The 15,128-nt window shown below is 57.5% G+C and carries 21 protein-coding genes; 10 read left to right on the top strand and 11 right to left on the bottom strand.

Translation table 11 applies throughout. The features are described from left to right. Positions 1-9: 9 nt before the first annotated feature. The gene (locus tag ACR0AJ_RS05900; RefSeq protein ID WP_480740347.1) at positions 10-507 is read left to right on the top strand and encodes a MarR family winged helix-turn-helix transcriptional regulator; all 498 of its coding nucleotides are present in this window, start codon (positions 10-12) and stop codon (positions 505-507) included. On the opposite strand, the gene ACR0AJ_RS05905 is transcribed toward ACR0AJ_RS05900, so the two are convergent. The 3 genes from ACR0AJ_RS05905 to ACR0AJ_RS05915 are packed head-to-tail and all read right to left on the bottom strand — an operon-like array spanning position 508 to position 2,344. Beyond that, positions 508-1,218, bottom strand: a complete 711-nt coding sequence (locus ACR0AJ_RS05905) for a DUF1194 domain-containing protein (protein ID WP_480740348.1) — start codon at positions 1,216-1,218, stop codon at positions 508-510. It lies immediately after the preceding gene. Continuing rightward, the gene (locus tag ACR0AJ_RS05910) at positions 1,215-1,919 is read right to left on the bottom strand and encodes a DUF1194 domain-containing protein (RefSeq protein WP_480647124.1); all 705 of its coding nucleotides are present in this window, start codon (positions 1,917-1,919) and stop codon (positions 1,215-1,217) included. Before ACR0AJ_RS05910 ends, ACR0AJ_RS05905 begins: the two co-directional genes overlap by 4 nt. Then, positions 1,916-2,344 carry a VOC family protein gene (locus ACR0AJ_RS05915; RefSeq protein ID WP_170349169.1) on the bottom strand — a complete coding sequence of 143 codons (429 nt, stop codon included), beginning with the start codon at positions 2,342-2,344 and terminating at the stop codon, positions 1,916-1,918. Before ACR0AJ_RS05915 ends, ACR0AJ_RS05910 begins: the two co-directional genes overlap by 4 nt. A gap of 175 nt (positions 2,345-2,519) precedes the next feature. Between ACR0AJ_RS05915 and thyX the strand changes: the two genes are divergently transcribed. Further along, the gene (thyX, locus tag ACR0AJ_RS05920) at positions 2,520-3,431 is read left to right on the top strand and encodes an FAD-dependent thymidylate synthase (protein WP_170349168.1); all 912 of its coding nucleotides are present in this window, start codon (positions 2,520-2,522) and stop codon (positions 3,429-3,431) included. Between the two features lie 156 nt (positions 3,432-3,587). Here thyX and ACR0AJ_RS05925 read toward each other — a convergent pair whose 3' ends face one another. Beyond that, a complete protein-coding gene (locus ACR0AJ_RS05925) occupies positions 3,588-3,794 on the bottom strand; it encodes a cold-shock protein (protein ID WP_010439113.1) in 207 nt (68 codons plus the stop codon). A 51-nt stretch (positions 3,795-3,845) separates the two neighbouring features. Between ACR0AJ_RS05925 and ACR0AJ_RS05930 the strand changes: the two genes are divergently transcribed. From ACR0AJ_RS05930 to ACR0AJ_RS05940, 3 genes are read left to right on the top strand one after another with little or no spacing between them, the layout of a single operon-like run. Further along, positions 3,846-3,986, top strand: coding sequence for a hypothetical protein (locus ACR0AJ_RS05930; protein WP_170349167.1), 141 nt, complete (start codon positions 3,846-3,848; stop codon positions 3,984-3,986). 23 nt (positions 3,987-4,009) lie between these two features. Next, the gene (locus ACR0AJ_RS05935) at positions 4,010-4,327 is read left to right on the top strand and encodes an ArsC/Spx/MgsR family protein (RefSeq protein WP_170349166.1); all 318 of its coding nucleotides are present in this window, start codon (positions 4,010-4,012) and stop codon (positions 4,325-4,327) included. A 41-nt stretch (positions 4,328-4,368) separates the two neighbouring features. Continuing rightward, entirely contained in the window at positions 4,369-4,737 is a 369-nt protein-coding gene (locus ACR0AJ_RS05940) for a hypothetical protein (protein WP_170349165.1), read from the top strand. Between the two features lies 1 nt (position 4,738). Here ACR0AJ_RS05940 and ACR0AJ_RS05945 read toward each other — a convergent pair whose 3' ends face one another. The 5 genes from ACR0AJ_RS05945 to thrS all read right to left on the bottom strand — a co-directional run bounded on the left by ACR0AJ_RS05945 (position 4,739) and on the right by thrS (position 9,432). Then, positions 4,739-5,266, bottom strand: a complete 528-nt coding sequence (locus ACR0AJ_RS05945) for a DoxX family protein (RefSeq protein WP_170349164.1) — start codon at positions 5,264-5,266, stop codon at positions 4,739-4,741. Then, on the bottom strand, positions 5,263-6,024 hold the full coding sequence (locus ACR0AJ_RS05950; protein WP_480740350.1) for an HvfC/BufC family peptide modification chaperone: 762 nt from the start codon (positions 6,022-6,024) through the stop codon (positions 5,263-5,265). Before ACR0AJ_RS05950 ends, ACR0AJ_RS05945 begins: the two co-directional genes overlap by 4 nt. Next, on the bottom strand, positions 6,021-6,878 hold the full coding sequence (gene bufB, locus ACR0AJ_RS05955; RefSeq protein WP_170359150.1) for an MNIO family bufferin maturase: 858 nt from the start codon (positions 6,876-6,878) through the stop codon (positions 6,021-6,023). Before bufB ends, ACR0AJ_RS05950 begins: the two co-directional genes overlap by 4 nt. 70 nt (positions 6,879-6,948) lie before the next feature. After that, positions 6,949-7,251, bottom strand: a complete 303-nt coding sequence (locus tag ACR0AJ_RS05960) for a BufA1 family periplasmic bufferin-type metallophore (RefSeq protein ID WP_170349161.1) — start codon at positions 7,249-7,251, stop codon at positions 6,949-6,951. A 222-nt stretch (positions 7,252-7,473) separates the two neighbouring features. Further along, positions 7,474-9,432 carry a threonine--tRNA ligase gene (gene thrS, locus ACR0AJ_RS05965; RefSeq protein WP_170349160.1) on the bottom strand — a complete coding sequence of 653 codons (1,959 nt, stop codon included), beginning with the start codon at positions 9,430-9,432 and terminating at the stop codon, positions 7,474-7,476. Between the two features lie 193 nt (positions 9,433-9,625). Between thrS and ACR0AJ_RS05970 the strand changes: the two genes are divergently transcribed. From ACR0AJ_RS05970 to ACR0AJ_RS05990, 5 genes are all read left to right on the top strand, one after another. Continuing rightward, positions 9,626-10,375, top strand: a complete 750-nt coding sequence (locus ACR0AJ_RS05970; protein ID WP_170349159.1) for an alpha/beta hydrolase — start codon at positions 9,626-9,628, stop codon at positions 10,373-10,375. Then, positions 10,375-11,367, top strand: coding sequence for an alpha/beta hydrolase (locus ACR0AJ_RS05975; protein WP_480740351.1), 993 nt, complete (start codon positions 10,375-10,377; stop codon positions 11,365-11,367). The genes ACR0AJ_RS05970 and ACR0AJ_RS05975 overlap by 1 nt, the downstream gene beginning before the upstream one ends. Beyond that, positions 11,367-11,795: a VOC family protein gene (locus ACR0AJ_RS05980; protein ID WP_480637113.1), complete on the top strand. Its 429-nt coding sequence runs from the start codon at positions 11,367-11,369 to the stop codon at positions 11,793-11,795. Before ACR0AJ_RS05975 ends, ACR0AJ_RS05980 begins: the two co-directional genes overlap by 1 nt. Before the next feature lie 17 nt (positions 11,796-11,812). Continuing rightward, positions 11,813-12,427, top strand: coding sequence for a hypothetical protein (locus tag ACR0AJ_RS05985; protein WP_480740553.1), 615 nt, complete (start codon positions 11,813-11,815; stop codon positions 12,425-12,427). Positions 12,428-12,512: 85 nt separating this feature from the next. Next, a complete protein-coding gene (locus tag ACR0AJ_RS05990; RefSeq protein ID WP_480740353.1) occupies positions 12,513-13,229 on the top strand; it encodes an alpha/beta fold hydrolase in 717 nt (238 codons plus the stop codon). On the opposite strand, the gene ACR0AJ_RS05995 is transcribed toward ACR0AJ_RS05990, so the two are convergent. Together ACR0AJ_RS05995 and phaZ are read right to left on the bottom strand one after the other, a co-directional pair. Continuing rightward, the gene (locus ACR0AJ_RS05995) at positions 13,220-13,780 is read right to left on the bottom strand and encodes a DUF6151 family protein (protein ID WP_480740355.1); all 561 of its coding nucleotides are present in this window, start codon (positions 13,778-13,780) and stop codon (positions 13,220-13,222) included. The genes ACR0AJ_RS05990 and ACR0AJ_RS05995 overlap by 10 nt on opposite strands. 29 nt (positions 13,781-13,809) lie before the next feature. Further along, a complete protein-coding gene (gene phaZ / locus ACR0AJ_RS06000) occupies positions 13,810-15,081 on the bottom strand; it encodes a polyhydroxyalkanoate depolymerase (protein ID WP_170349154.1) in 1,272 nt (423 codons plus the stop codon). Between the last annotated feature and the right edge of the window lie 47 nt (positions 15,082-15,128).

Below are 15,128 nucleotides of genomic sequence, written 5' to 3' on the forward strand. Positions count from 1 at the left end.
GAGGATCGGATGAGTATGGAAATGCAGGTCTCCGCGCCGGAAACCAAGGGTTTCATGACCAGCTATCTTGAAGCGCTCGCTTTGGTCGAGCGGCTGCACCGTCTGCTACTGGACGTTATCAAGGATGAGTTCGAGCGCGTGGGCGTGTTGGAAATCAACGCCGTTCAGGCCCTGCTTCTGTTCAATATCGGCGATCATGAGGTGACGGCGGGTGAGTTGAAAAGCCGTGGCTATTATCAGGGCAGCAACGTCAGTTACAACCTCAAGAAGTTGGTCGAAATGGGCTATATGCACCACCAAAGGTGTGAGATCGACAGACGCTCGGTCCGGGTTCGGTTAACGCCACGAGGACGCGAGATTCGGGATATCGTGACCGAGCTGTTCTCGAGCCATGCCGAGGGGCTGCAAACCCGTGGTGTGCTTGGACTGGAGGGGATAGACGACATCACAACCTCTCTACGCCGGGTGGAACGGTATTGGACGGACCAGATCCGGTATATCTACTGATCAGGGGCGCGCATCGGACAGGATCAGCCCTTCAAGCTCTCGGATCAGCTTTCGGGTCATGGCGTCCTCATAAGCGTCAAACCCCAGGGCAACCTCGACAAAGGCATCTGGCCCCAGGATGACCCAGGCGGTGTAATAGGCAGACAGCTCTCCAACCTGCACATAGCGTTTGTCGCCGTGGCTGGGATCATCCGCGCCGATGACCAGGCCGTTGATGGTGATGCCCGAAGCTTCAAGCGCGCTTTTGGCTTCCCGCGGGTGAGTGCCCAGATTGTGTTTGCCGTCGCCGGACAGATCGAGTGTTCGTTTCCAGCAACTTGTTTGGTCGGACAGCAGGTCAGCCCCGAACAGCATCGCTGAGCCAACAGCCGTACCTTGCGGGGCGGCACTGCGCTTGGTTCGGTTCAGTATAAAGGCGATCTGTTCAAGATCGCTGACAGAACGTATGGCGATCCAGTCTTGCAACAGACGTTGATGGCCCGGCTCGCTCCACTCGAAAATCGCCAGCCGCACAGGGGCAGCAGGGTTTGACAGCAATAGCTGCACCACTTCAGGACGCTGCAAAGCAGCTGCCACACCGTCAAGTTGCAGCCGGTATTCGTGACTGTCCACCGAACCAGAAACATCCAGCCCCAGCGCCAGAGCTTGTCGGCACTCTGCCGTGGCCGAACCAGCGATCAAACTAATGACAAATGCCAATAGCCGCGTCATCTGGGCGCGATGTCCTGCAGCACGCCGATTTGCAAGCTTGTCAGTTCACGTTCCAGCTTCCGCCGCATGGCGCGTTCGAAATCCTCGAACCCCTGTGCGACTTCTAGAAATGCGCCAGGCCCGTACAGAACATTGTTTTCGAAGTAGGGAATCAGATGAACTTCGCCCTCGAAATCGGCAGCATTGATAACCAGCCCGTTGACCACAATGCCCTCGAACGGAAAGTGGCGATAAGCGGATGCAGGTTGGAAACCGTCATTATTTGCGCCGTCCCCAGACAGGTCGATGGTCTGAAACAAACATGGTGGTGCTTGCTGCATCAGGGTCGCACCAAAAGCCAAAGCTTGCCCCATGGCAGTGGCCGAGTCACCGTCAGATCGGACTGAACGTTGTATGGTCTCTGCCGCCGTTAGCAAATCAGCTTGCGTGTTGATCATCGTCCAGTTCAGGATCATGCGCTGGGTCGAGCGGCTGCCCCACTCATACACAGCCAATGCCACGGGCAAAGGAGAGGAAAAGAACGCCTCGGTCACCTCAGGGGCGATCAGGGCAGCGGCCAGGCCCTGCCGCTGCAGGGTATCCTCGGTTGCATCCACTGAGCTTGAGATATCCATAGCCAACGCCAGGGCCAGGCGACAGGTTTCGGCCCGAAGCGGGCTGGCCAGTCCGGCCAGTCCCAGTGCTGTCAGCCAGCGGATCACCAGTGTCCGGTGCTTTCCATGCTGACCCAGGGTTCGGCGGCTTCCAGCGCGTCACCGTTCTGTAGCAACTCGACCGAGATATTGTCGGGCGACCGTACAAACGCCATACGGCCGTCGCGGGGCGGGCGGTTGATCACCACACCATTGTCCTGCAAGTGCTGGCAGACCTCGTAAATATTGTCGACGCCATAGGCCAAATGCCCGAAATGCCGACTGTCGCTGGGCAGCGCATCGTCACCATCCCAATTGTGGGTCAGCTCAATTGGGCGATCCTCTTGCCCCGGGGGCGCCATGAAGATCAGCGAAAACCGCCCCGCCTCGCTGTCATAGCGGCGGGTTTCCTTCAGGCCCAGCAACTCAAAAAACGCCATCGACTTTTCCAGATCCTTCACGCGGATCATGGTGTGAAGATATCTCAGCCCCATTGTGGCTTCCTTTCCGTTCAGGTGATGGGCTGCAGCTTAGCGCGCGGAAAATGCGTGTCGAGGGGCAGGGCGGACACAATTTTGAAAATGCGCCGCTGGGTGTACATGTCGCGGTTCCGGTCGGGGAATTGCCGATATATAGTGGTGGGCGACTCATTGCTGGAAAGGAACTTTTATGCCGCTGTCCTCTGACCAACTGGCCGAGATCGAAGCGCAACGGGCGCAATCGCATCCAACACGCCGCGTTGTGGCTGCGGGTATGGAAGATCACCTTTATACCGCTCATCAGGTGCTGGACCACGGCTTTGTGCGCGTGATCGACTATATGGGTGACGATGCGGCGATCTGTCAGGCGGCGCGGGTGTCGTATGGCAAAGGCACAAAATCGGTGCAGAACGATGAGGGTCTGATCCGCTATCTGATGCGTCACTGGCACTCGACCCCGTTCGAGATGTGCGAGATCAAGCTGCACGTCAAGCTACCTGTCTTTGTCGCCCGGCAGTGGATTCGTCACCGCACGGCAAATGTGAACGAGTATTCCGCGCGCTATTCGATTCTGGACCGCGAGTTCTATATCCCCGCACCCGATCACGTTGCCGCGCAGTCCGAGGTAAACAACCAAGGCCGGGGTGATGCGCTGCAAGGGGAAGAGGCCGCGCGAGTTCTGGATATCCTCAAGGCCGATAGCGCCCGGTGCTATGACAACTATGAATCGATGATCAACCAAGACGGCCAACAGGGTCTGGCGCGTGAACTGGCGCGGATGAACCTGCCCGCGAATATCTATACGCAGTGGTATTGGAAGGTTGATCTGCACAACCTGTTCCACTTCTTGCGCCTGCGTGCCGACCCGCATGCGCAGTACGAGATCCGGGTCTATGCGGATACCATGTGCAAGATCGTCGCCGACTGGGTGCCCTTCGCCTACAAAGCGTTCGAGGATTATCGGCTGGGTGCGGTGAACCTTTCGGCTCAGATGGTCGACAGCCTGCGCCGAATGCTGGTCGGGGAAAATGTCACGCAGGAAAACTCGGGCATGACCGCTCGGGAATGGCGCGAGTTCGAAGCGGTCATTCGCAAAAGCTGATCTCGCGCATTGCGCATTATAGTGATGGAAAAAGCTAATCCTCTCGCGCCTAAGCCGACCCGGCGCGAGGGTAAGGTTTCTAACCTTTGAATATTGGTCAACGGCCGGAAATTGGCCGTTGGCCTGTTTTGATCACCCGCAGCATGCGGGACTGTTTTACAGTGGCTTTAAATCAGATGCCATTTGTCGGCCGTCGCGTCCGTCTTCCAACTCATACGAGACTTTCTGATTGTCAGCGAGCCCGGTCAGACCGGACCGTTCAACGGCCGAGATATGAACAAATACGTCCTTGCCGCCCTCATCAGGGGCAATAAACCCGTAGCCTTTCGTGGTATTAAACCATTTCACGGTGCCAGTTGGCATTTCCCGTGTCTCCTTCTACTTACGCGTTGTCCCACATAATTGGTGGGGGCAGTGATTGACGTCGCCGCAATTGATCACCGTATCGCCGTAACGATACAGCGCGAATTGCGAGTTTCGTCTTTTTCAACATTGCATGGTGAAGTAAAAAATCAAGAATTTCTGAAACGTGCAGGCAAATTTGCTGAAAATTGAACCAGATACAGGAGACACCCGAAATGCGCCTTTATGGTCTGAAAAACTGTGACACGTGCCGCAAGGCTTTGAAATCACTTCCAGATACTGAGTTTGTCGACGTTCGGACCGATGGCGTACCCAAAGCGATGCTGACGCAGGCGCTGGATCGCTTCGGCGAGGCTTTGCTCAATACCCGTTCGACAACCTGGCGTGGATTAGACGATGCACAACGCGCGCGGCCTCCGCTGCAACTGCTGGCAGATCACCCGACCCTGATGAAGCGCCCCCTGATCGAGCAAGACGGAACCCTGTATCTGGGATGGACGGCGGAAACGAAGGCAGGGCTTGGCGTTGCGTGACCTGATGACTATCTGAATTGACGCAAGTTAGAGGATTTTGAATGCGTAACGCTGCTATGATTTTGGGTGTCATCGCCGGTTTGATCGGGATGATCGTGGGCTTTTTCGGCTATGGCTATGTCGAACTGATTGATCGGTTTGGTGAGATCGACGGGCTGGCCGAGCAGGTGGACAACGCGCAACTCATACAGTTCGCGTCGATCATTGCGCCGCTATTGGCGATTGCTGGCGGTGCAATGGCCCATGCACGGGCCCTGATCGGAGGGGTCTTGTTGCTGATCTCAGCGGCCGGGATGTATTACGCCTTTGGTTTTAACGTGTTCACTATGTTCCCGGTGGCATTTGCGGGTGTTGCGGGCCTCCTTGGACTGGCCGCGGGTAAACCGGACGAGCCCAAGGCGCATTTCTAGATCACTTGATGTGCAGGATGCGATCAACGGACAGCGGCCCTGCGCCGTTGATCACGATCACTGCCAGCAGGAAGGACCAGAGTGTCCGATCATCCAGCAGGCTTACGGCGTTGGTGAAGTAGCTGCCCAATTCCGTGCCGTGGCCCGTGACATCTACGATCGTCTGAACCCAGACAAATGCCAGCATACCCAATGCTGCGAACCGCGACAGAAGGCCGATCACGATCAGCGTAGGTAGAAGAAACTCAGCCCAGGTCCCCGCAACAGCAATGGCCCAATGCATGATCCCCAATTGCGAGCTGTCATAGCTGACGGCTTCCATGGCTTTGGGGAAAATCTGCACATAGGCACCGTCGGACGGGAACAGGAACCCAAAGAATCCGCTACCCAGTTTGGTGGTCGCCGAATTCCAATAATACACCAGCAATGTTGCCGCAAAGACCAGCCTGGCCAAGGTCGGTGTCAACCAGCCAGAGGTCATCTCTAACCGTCCCAGGGTGTTGTTGTGCAATGAGATCAGGGCAGTCATGTTGCCAGCCTTTCGATAGTCACAGAGGTTATTGCGCCGCCTTGTAAAAGCAGCGCCAGAGTGGCCCCAAGGTCAAATTCGGGGAAATGGTTTACAGTATCTTCAAACGCGCCACCAATGGTTTGCCCGGCCTGAAGGCCCGCAATCCAGTGCGCGCCGCCTTCGGGCAGCAGATGTGGAACCGGGTCATACTCGGCCCGGGTGATCAGAACGTCTTGGGCGGTGGGATCGGGTTTGGGGGCGTCGACTTCGGTGTTGAAACGCCAGATCGAATAAATCGGCCAGTCCGAGTGCAGAACCCGCATCGACGGGGCAAATCCCAGCTGTGCCCGCATGATGTCTTCGGGCGGAACAGCCAGTGCGTCCGCCGGGGCTGGTTCGCTGTCAGCGGCGTGGTAGGAACGGCGCAAGGCAAGCTCCAATTGCGCCACGTCAGGCAGGTATCCAATATGCGAGAGCTGCTCCATTCCGGCAAGAAATTCGGGGAATTCTTCACCGTAAAACATCATCAACGGCGATGAGGGGGGATGTTTGCGCAGGAAAATACCCGACAGCCCATCCATGTTCTGATCCCCCAGCAATTTGGTGATGACCGGAAATGCCTGATGCATCGCTTCGGTCAGCGACACCGCCACGTTGTTGCGATACACACTGAACCGCCGCCCGGCAGGTTGTGCGACCGCGTCCAGCAGTCCTTTGGGGATGGCGGCTGACGGGTTCATCAGCGCGGCGTGAAAACTCTCTTGCGAAACGCTCATGCCGGGACGCGGTCCAAGGCCGCCTGCGCACGGTCTGCTTCGGCCCGCAGCACGGGCCATTCTGGAACGTCCGTGTCCCATTCGACCAACACGGGTTTGGGACCAGATCGCTCTAGAACGTAGTCCAGCAGCGCCCAAACCGGATCAACGACTTCGCGCCCATGGCTGTCAATCAGCAGGGGGCGACCATGGTCGTCCTCATCCTCATCATGCCCGCCTAGATGGATTTCCCCCACCTTCTCAAGAGGGTAGGCATCGATATAGCCCTGCGGAGAGAATTCCAGATTGGTGGCTGAGACAAAGACGTTGTTCACATCCAGCAGCAGGCCGCACCCAGTGCGACGTGCAACTTCGCGCAGAAAATCGGGCTCGGACCAGGTGCTTTCTTCGAACGCCAGATAGCTGGACGGATTCTCCAACAACATTTGGCGACCGACGGTTTCCTGTACCTGATCGATATGCTCGCAAATGCGTGCAAGCGAGGCATTAGTATAGGGCAGGGGTAGTAGGTCGTTCAGAAAATGGCTGTCATGGGTCGACCATGCCAGATGTTCCGAGAAACTGGCCGGTTTCAGCCAGCCAACCAGGTGTTTCAATCGTGTCAGATGGTCGGCATCCAGCGGGCCTTCGCTGCCGATGGACAGGCCAACCCCATGGACCGAGATCGGAAACTTTTCCGAGAGATGGCGCAATTGCGCCAGCGGACGACCACCGTCACCCATGTAGTTCTCGGCGTGAATTTCCAGCCAGGCAACTGGCTGTGCGTGTTCAAGGATCTGTGCGAAATGCTGCGGCTTGTACCCGACGCCGGGTGCCAGAGGCAGGCGGTTCGAACGGAGTGTGTCATCCAACATTTGGCAGCTCCTTGTTCTAGAAGTAAGGGGCGGGCGAAGTCGCCCGCCCCCTGACTAGCCTAGGCCGGACTTATGCCGGCAGATCGCGGTCCTGAGCTTCCAGCGAGCCTTTGCGCGGTGTGCCGTCAGCCTCGGCCGGCAGTTCGATATCGGCGCAGGTACCTGCATCGACCAGAGTCCAGGCGTTGCCCTGATAGTCTACGGTCGAGGTGCCCGCGCAGGTTGTGCCGGGGCCCGCGGCGCAGTCGTTCTGACCGGCCAGCGAAATGCCATAGCATTTCTCTTTGGCTTGTGCGGTGGCAGTTGTGGCTGCGCCCGAAACGGCGGCTGCGACTGCGGTTGCGATAACCAGTGATTTTGCGGTGTTCGACATCTCGGTAATCCCTTTTGATGACTGCGTATGTCTGCTTGTGACAATGACAAAGGTAGTGGCTTGCGGCCCAGAGTTGAATTCACGAGCCCGTGTCTCACAAGCCCGTCAGGGCGCACAATGCCCCCTTGTAAGTTAATATACTGTTTTTGAATAAGAAAAGAGGAAATATTTCAATTCGGCCCCAAAAGCGGGGCCGAATTCATGGCAATTCCATGCCGAATGTTACAACAGATCCGGCGGTGTCGCGGCCTGTGAAAGCTCATTTGTTACAGCTTCAAGCGATTGAACCTGCGTTTGTTTTTCGCCCAGACGGCGAACGCTGACGGTGCGTTCGTCAACTTCGCGATGACCGACGGCCAGAATGACCGGAACCTTGCCGACCGAATGTTCGCGAACCTTGTAGTTGATCTTTTCGTTGCGGATGTCAGCCTCGGCGCGGACACCGGCGGCCTTGAGCGTCTCAACCACTTCGGCCACATAATCATCGGCTTCTGACGTGATCGAGGCGACGACGACCTGACGCGGGGCCAGCCAGAACGGCAGCTTGCCTGCGTGTTCTTCGATAAGAATGCCGATGAAGCGTTCGAACGAACCCAGCGTTGCCCTGTGCAGCATGAACGGGCGGTGCTTGGCGCCGTCGGCACCGATAAAGCTGGCATCCAGCCGCTCGGGCAGGTTGGGGTCCACCTGCAGGGTCCCGCATTGCCATGTCCTGCCGATCGCGTCGGTCAGAGTGAACTCCAGCTTGGGCCCATAAAACGCGCCTTCGCCTTCTAGCAGCTCATACTCATATCCGGCGGCCTTACAGGCATCGCCCAGCGCCTTTTCGACCAGATCCCAGCTTTCATCCGACCCGATCCGTTTTTCCGGACGAGTAGACAGTTTGATCGTCCAGTCATGGAAGCCCAGATCGGCATATACCTTAGACAGGAAGGCAATGAACTTGGCGGTCTCGGATTCGATCTGATCCTCGGCACAGAAGATGTGACCATCATCCTGTGTGAATCCACGCACGCGCATGATTCCGTGCAGCGCGCCCGAAGGCTCATAACGGGCACAAGACCCGAATTCGGCCATTCGCAACGGCAGATCACGATAGGATTTCAGGCCCTGATTGAACACCTGCACGTGACAGGGGCAGTTCATCGGTTTCAGCGCGTTGATTGCCTTTTCGCGGGCATGTTCCTCGTCGACTTCGACGATGAACATGTTTTCCTGATATTTGTCCCAGTGGCCCGAGGCCTCCCACAGTTTGCGGTCGACAACCTGAGGCGTGTTCACCTCGACATATCCATCGCGCTCCTGCATCCGGCGCATATAGTCCTGCAGGGTGGTGTAGATTTTCCAGCCGTTCGGATGCCAGAAGATTTGGCCGGGGGCCTCTTCCTGCATGTGGAACAAGTTCATCTCGCGGCCCAGCTTGCGGTGGTCGCGCTTGGCGGCCTCTTCCAGCATGTGTAGGTGAGCTTTCAGCTTTTCCTTGCCGGTAAAGGCCACGCCATAGATACGCTGCAGCATCGCGCGGTCGCTGTCACCGCGCCAATAGGCTCCGGCGATGGACATCAGCTTGAACGCATCGCCTGGAACCTGACCGGTATGCTGCAGATGCGGGCCGCGGCACAGGTCCTGCCAGTCGCCATGCCAATACATGCGCAGCGGCTCGTCGCCCGGAATGGCGTCGATCAGTTCGACCTTATAGGGCTCGTCATTGGCGGTGTAGAAATCGATCGCACGCTGACGGTCCCAGACTTCGGTGGTCACGGGGTCGCGCTTGTTGATGATTTCCTTCATCTTTTTTTCGATCAGGCCAAGGTCTTCGGGCGTGAAAGGTTCCGCCCGATCAAAGTCATAATACCAGCCATTTTCGATGACGGGGCCGATGGTGACCTTAGTATCGGGCCAGATTTCCTGCACTGCGCGAGCCATGATGTGCGCCAGGTCGTGGCGGATCAGTTCATTAGCCTGAACCTCATCCTTCATGGTGTGAATGGCGATATCGGAATCGGATTCGATGGGCCATTGCAGGTCCCAGTGCTGGCCATTCACCGTGGCCGAGATGGCCTTTTTCGCCAGCGAAGTCGAGATATCGGCAGCCACCTGCGCGGGTGTTACGCCTGCGTCATAAGAACGTGCATTGCCATCGGGAAAGGTGAGTGAGACGGATTTTGCATCCAGGGCCATATCGGCTCTCCTCGTCGGTTTGGCGCCCACTGAACGCCCGGTTGCGGGTTATGGTGTCCGGCTCATGTGGCAGGTGCAGCAAAACCTGTCAAGTGTCGAAGGAAGCAGGACTGACGCTGCGAAACTGCAAAAATCGGGAATTGCGACCACTGGTCTGCCGTGCATGATGTGATGCAAATGGAAAGAGGGTTTCATGGCAGCTACGGAATTTCTGATCACCGCAAAAGACCGGCGGTTGGCCTATCACAAAAGTGAGGGCCATGGCCCGACCGTCGTTTTTCTGGGCGGGCTCAAATCGGACATGGAAGGCACCAAAGCGGTGCACCTGGAAGACTGGGCACAGGCGCGCGGGCAGGCGTTTTTGCGGTTCGACTATTCCGGTCATGGTGAAAGTTCCGAGAAATTCACCGATGGCTGTATCGGCGATTGGCACGAAGATACGATTGAGGCTGTGGCAGCCTTGACCGAAGGGCCGTTAATCGTTGTCGGATCATCCATGGGCGGGTGGCAGGCGCTGTTGCTTGCCAGAACTATACCCGAACGGATCGCTGGTATGGTGACCATTGCCGCCGCGCCTGATTTCACTGAGGACGGCTATTGGGCGTCGTTCAGCGCCGAACAAAAGGCTGCGCTGGATAGTGTTGGGCATGTGGAACTGCCCTCGGATTATATGGAACCCTACATCATCACCAAGCGGATGATCGAAGACGGGCGGCAACGGTTGGTGCTGCGCGACGCGCTAGACCTGCCTTTCCCGGTACGCTTTCTGCAGGGCACGGCGGATACGGCGGTGTCCACCGAAACGGCTGTGCGGTTGCTGGAACACGCCAGTGGGCCAGATATGCGTTTATTGCTGGTCAAAGACGCAGATCACCGGTTCTCGGACGGCCCCTGTCTGGGGTTGATCGAAAATGCGGTGCTTGAGGTGATGGAGGCCAGCTGATGCAGCGCTTTGGGTGGTTTCTTGGGCGTCTGCTGCTGGCACTGATTGTTGTCGGTGGCCTGATCTATTGGTTCGGGCCGCGTGAACAGGTCGACCTGCATCCCCGCTTTGATCCGCGCAAATTCGGCGAAGGGGTTCAGGTCTACTTTGAAAGCACAGAATCCGCCTATGACGACATCGTGCCCGGAGTGGAAAAGCGCGTGGTCTGGCAGGACGGGTTCAAAGAACAACGCACGCCTGTTTCGGTTCTCTATGTGCATGGCTTTTCGGCCTCGTCCGAGGAAATCCGTCCGGTGCCGGATAAGGTGGCCGACGCGCTGGGGGCCAATCTGGTCTATACGCGCCTGAAGGGACATGGTCGCGATGGCCCGGCAATGGCCGAAGGGACGGCTACGGGCTGGATGCAGGATATGGCCGAGGGGTTGGCCGCGGCGCGGGCCGTTGGCGACAAGGTTGTTGTCATCTCAACCTCGACCGGCGGAACGCTGGCCGCAGCAGCGGCGTTGGATGAAGAACTGAGCCAAGACGTGGCGGCTTTGGTCTTTGTGTCTCCGAATTTCGGGGTGAACACACCGGGCGCGTGGATTCCCGGCTTGCCCTGGGCGCGGAAGTGGCTGCCCTTGGTGATGGGGGAGGAACGGGATGTCTCTGGCCCGGACCCGGAGGTAAACACCTATTGGACCTCGGTTTACCCGTGGGAGGCTGTGGTGCCGATGACCCTGTTGGTCGAGGCTGTCTATGCGGTGGACTTCTCGAGCGCGCAGATTCCGGCGCTGTTCTGGTTTTCGGATGACGATCAAGTCGTGCGTCCTGACCTGACGCATAAAGTGGCCGAAAGATGGAGTGGACCGAAGACGGTCAATCTGGTGACAATGGGGTCAGGGGATGATCCCGCGTCGCATGTGATCGCGGGTCGGCTGATGTCCCCGGGGCAGACGGACGCGACTGTTGCAGGTATTCTGGACTGGCTGAGTGAGCAGGGGATCGAATAGTGGACCAGCGAGTGAGCTTGATCACAGTTGGGGTGGATGACCCCGAGCTTGCCGCCGGGTTCTATGAGGACATGGGTTGGAAACGGGTCAGCAGCCCCGACGGGGTAATTGCCTTTGACCTTATCGGCCAGACTTTAGGTTTGTACCCGTTGTCTGCATTGGCTGAAGAGATCGGAGTTGACGTTGACACTCTGGGCCATGGTGCGCTGACGCTCAGCTACAATTGCCGGTCAAAGGACGAGGTTGCGCAGGTGTTGGACAAGGCCGGAGAAGCCGGAGCCGAGATATTGAAACCGGCATCTGATGTTTTCTGGGGCGGGCATCATGGGTATTTCCGCGCCCCCGATGGGACGATCTGGGAAGTGGCCTTCAATCCCTTCTCTGCGCTTGCACCGGACGGTGCCTTTTGCTGGAACGGGTATGGGTAATGCGCAAGCCGGGCAGCATGTGGAGCCTTGAAACGCTTGGGCGTGTACGTCTGTCCCGGCATTTCTTCATGCGGGAATTCCTGTATTCTGAGATTGGAAATTTCCATGAAAAGCAAAACCTTCCAGACAATCCTGACCTTGCCATCGAAACGGGGCGCGCCTTTTGCCAGACCCTGCTGGACCCGCTTGAGGAAACCTTTGGACGTATCGCGGTCCGGTCCGGGTATCGGTCACCCTTGTTGAATCAATTTGGGAATGAGAACCGATTGAACTGCGCCCGCAACGACAACCCGTTGGAATGCCATATCTGGGATCGGGGCGAAGGGGATGCCCGGATCGCCGGGGCGTCAATCGTTATCCCTTGGTTCGCCGATCAATACGATGCGGGACGTGATTGGCGTGATTTGGCGTGGTGGATGCACGATCATCTGGACTATTCCGAAATCTGGTTCTTTCCCAAGCTCTGCGCCTTTAATCTGGTGTGGAGGCCACACCCCCATCGCCGGATCGACAGCTATATTGCACCGCGCGGGTGTTTGCTGCGCCCCGGGGCTGAGCCGGGCGAAGACCTGAAAACCCGTCGCAACCGATATGCAGATTTCCCGCCTTTCCGGGACATCAAATATCCCTGAAGTTTAACTTGCCCGAACCTGCAAAACCCCTCATCCTGAGTGCAAAGAGCATTGCTTATAAAGTTGAAGTGTTGCGAGGCCCCGCGTGATTGAGCCGCTGGTTTTACTGCCTGAAATGATGTGCGACGCACGGTTGTTTGAACCCCAGATCAACAGCTTGTCGCGGCGGCGCGCGGTTACGGTTGCACCGATTTCACTGGGCGAACGTATCGAAGAGATTGCGTCGTCCCTTCTGGACCAACTGCCGCGACGATTTGCGCTGGCTGGGTCGGGCATGGGGGGCGTGGTTGCGCTGGAGCTGGTTCGGCGCGCGCCGGATCGGGTGTCGCGTCTTTGCCTGATGGCGACGGATGCGCAGGCCGATACACCTCAGACCGCGGCGGCGCGCGAAGAGTTGTTGGTCGCCACGAAAATGGGTCGGCTGGAAGAGGTGATGCGTCGGATAGTCAGCTCGAACACGTTGGCACCGGGACCGCGGCGCATACCCATTCTGAACGATTTGGTCGCAATGGCGCTGGATTTGGGGCCCGAGGTGTTCGAACGTCAGATTCGCGCTCTGCAACGGCGTCCCGATCAGCAAAGTGAGCTGAGGCGCATCAAGGTGCCAACACTGGTTCTGTCCGGCGCGCATGACACCCTTACACCGCTACGCAAACATACCTTTATGTCCGAACTGATACCGGGTGCTGATTTGAAAGTTATTGACGAGGCCGGGCACCTGCCGACGCTCGAAGCGCCCGATTTCGTGAATGACGCGCTGACACAATGGCTTAGCGCACCCGCTCGCGCAGCTTACGTGTAGAATTTCGCGCGCTCAGTCTTGCTGAGTATCGTCGGTGCGACCACAGGTTTGCCGTCGCCTAGGTCAAAAAACGGCGTGTTTCTCCATCTTCCGGACAGCCACGATTTGCTGAGGCGCGTCAGCATCCCAACCGCTGCATAGCGCAGTTTTTCATGCGATTGCTTACCGTTCGGCTGTGGAACAAAGCCACGGGTTGTGATCGGACCAAGCCCGGTAGGGTCAGCAATGCGTTTGACATCGAACCCGGCAAAAGGAAATTTCGCGGTCCGTGCGGTCGTCGCCAGCGGCGCATTGCAGCAGCTGGAATACCACCGCAACATCCCTTTGGGGCTTAGCTGCATCAGCGCAAGTTTTTCCGAGCCCCCTTCGAAGCAGATCTCCTCTGGGCTCATCTGTAGGATGTTGACAGGGCCGGGGGCTGGATCGGGTTGACCGAAGTACAGCTGTGCTGCGCGGCAGTCGCGGCAAAAGCAACCGACATGGGTGCCCGAATGCACTCCTTCAGCGGTGATATGCCCGTGCAAAGTACCGCATTCGCAGGAGAAGGGCATTGGGTGGGCCGCTCTCCTACGCATTTTTGTCAGGCGATCTTGTTCTTATTGGCGGCCCGGCGTTGTGGTTTGCGGGCGTTGGCGGTCATGAAGTCGATCACCAGTGGCCGGATATTGTCACGCCAGCTGCGTCCGGCGAAAATGCCATAGTGCCCGGCTGCTGGTTCAACATGACTGGCCTTCTTCGATGCGGGCAAACCGGTGCAAAGGTCCAACGCAGCGATACACTGGCCGGGGGCCGAGATATCGTCATTTGCGCCTTCAACCGTCTTGACCGCAACATTGGTGATTTTGCCGATGTCCACCTTGTGGCCCGCGACGACGAATTCGTTCCGCGCAATTTCGCGGTTCTTGAACACACGCTCAACCGTCGACAGATAGAATTCGGCGGTCATGTCCATAACGGCCAGATATTCATCGTAGAAACGGTTATGCGCATCATGGTCCGAAGCTTCGTCTTGCATAACGCGCTGAATCTGCTCTGAGAACGCTTTGGAATGACGCTCTGCGTTCATCGACATAAAGGACGCTAGCTGCAACAGGCCGGGGTAGACCATGCGGCCAACGCCTTTGTACTTGAAGCCGACACGCTGGATCATGGTCTCTTCCAGCTGCCCCATGGTGACGCGGCGGCCAAAATCGGTCACATCGGTCGGGGTGGCATCGGGGTCTACCGGTCCACCTATCAGGGTCAGCGTGCTGGGTTGCGCTTTGGGCTCAACCTCGGCCAGATAGGCCGTGGCGGCCAGAGTCAGCGGTGCAGGTTGACAAATCGCCACCACATGAGTGTCGGGACCAAGTTCTTTCATGAAATCGACAAGATAGAGTGTATAGTCCTCTACATCGAACTTGCCTTCGGAAACAGGAATGTCGCGCGCGTTATGCCAATCAGTGATATAGACTTCGCAATTCACCAGCAGGCTTTTCACCGTCGAGCGCAACAACGTCGCATAATGCCCGGACATCGGCGCCACCAGCAACACCTTGAGGGGCTGTTCCTCGCGCCCATTGACCCGGAAATGCACCAGGTCACCAAAGGGACGTTCGACAACGGTCGTGATATCGACCAGATGGTCTTTGCCATCCTCGCATGTAAAAGTGCGGATGCCCCAATCCGGTTTGACGATCATCCGTTGGAAAGTACGTTCGGTGACATCACCCCAGGCAGCCATCATACTAATTGCGGGGTTGGGAATCATAGAAAACGCGGGGTAGGATGCGATTGCGCTGGCAGTTGCGCCCATCCATTGGTTGGTGTTGCGCATCGTTTCCATCAGGTCGTATGTCATCATGTAGCGCATGGAAAAAGGGGCCTCCTAGATGTCAGCCAATAAGATTGGACCATTCG

Source organism: Ruegeria sp. CJ9, assembly GCF_056536625.1.

Excerpts from the sequence above, each read along its gene's own strand:
- ACR0AJ_RS05900 (WP_480740347.1), top strand. The coding sequence starts at position 10 with ATGAGTATGGAAATGCAGGTCTCCGCGCCGGAAACCAAGGGTTTCATG.
- ACR0AJ_RS05995 (WP_480740355.1), bottom strand. The coding sequence starts at position 13,780 with ATGCCCTTCTCCTGCGAATGCGGTACTTTGCACGGGCATATCACCGCT.
- ACR0AJ_RS05970 (WP_170349159.1), top strand. The coding sequence starts at position 9,626 with ATGGCAGCTACGGAATTTCTGATCACCGCAAAAGACCGGCGGTTGGCC.
- ACR0AJ_RS05905 (WP_480740348.1), bottom strand. The coding sequence starts at position 1,218 with ATGACGCGGCTATTGGCATTTGTCATTAGTTTGATCGCTGGTTCGGCC.
- ACR0AJ_RS05935 (WP_170349166.1), top strand. The coding sequence starts at position 4,010 with ATGCGCCTTTATGGTCTGAAAAACTGTGACACGTGCCGCAAGGCTTTG.
- thrS (WP_170349160.1), bottom strand. The coding sequence starts at position 9,432 with ATGGCCCTGGATGCAAAATCCGTCTCACTCACCTTTCCCGATGGCAAT.
- ACR0AJ_RS05950 (WP_480740350.1), bottom strand. The coding sequence starts at position 6,024 with ATGAGCGTTTCGCAAGAGAGTTTTCACGCCGCGCTGATGAACCCGTCA.
- ACR0AJ_RS05985 (WP_480740553.1), top strand. The coding sequence starts at position 11,813 with ATGTGGAGCCTTGAAACGCTTGGGCGTGTACGTCTGTCCCGGCATTTC.
- ACR0AJ_RS05915 (WP_170349169.1), bottom strand. The coding sequence starts at position 2,344 with ATGGGGCTGAGATATCTTCACACCATGATCCGCGTGAAGGATCTGGAA.
- bufB (WP_170359150.1), bottom strand. The coding sequence starts at position 6,878 with ATGTTGGATGACACACTCCGTTCGAACCGCCTGCCTCTGGCACCCGGC.
- ACR0AJ_RS05925 (WP_010439113.1), bottom strand. The coding sequence starts at position 3,794 with ATGCCAACTGGCACCGTGAAATGGTTTAATACCACGAAAGGCTACGGG.
- ACR0AJ_RS05940 (WP_170349165.1), top strand. The coding sequence starts at position 4,369 with ATGCGTAACGCTGCTATGATTTTGGGTGTCATCGCCGGTTTGATCGGG.
- phaZ (WP_170349154.1), bottom strand. The coding sequence starts at position 15,081 with ATGCGCTACATGATGACATACGACCTGATGGAAACGATGCGCAACACC.
- thyX (WP_170349168.1), top strand. The coding sequence starts at position 2,520 with ATGCCGCTGTCCTCTGACCAACTGGCCGAGATCGAAGCGCAACGGGCG.
- ACR0AJ_RS05975 (WP_480740351.1), top strand. The coding sequence starts at position 10,375 with ATGCAGCGCTTTGGGTGGTTTCTTGGGCGTCTGCTGCTGGCACTGATT.
- ACR0AJ_RS05945 (WP_170349164.1), bottom strand. The coding sequence starts at position 5,266 with ATGACTGCCCTGATCTCATTGCACAACAACACCCTGGGACGGTTAGAG.
- ACR0AJ_RS05960 (WP_170349161.1), bottom strand. The coding sequence starts at position 7,251 with ATGTCGAACACCGCAAAATCACTGGTTATCGCAACCGCAGTCGCAGCC.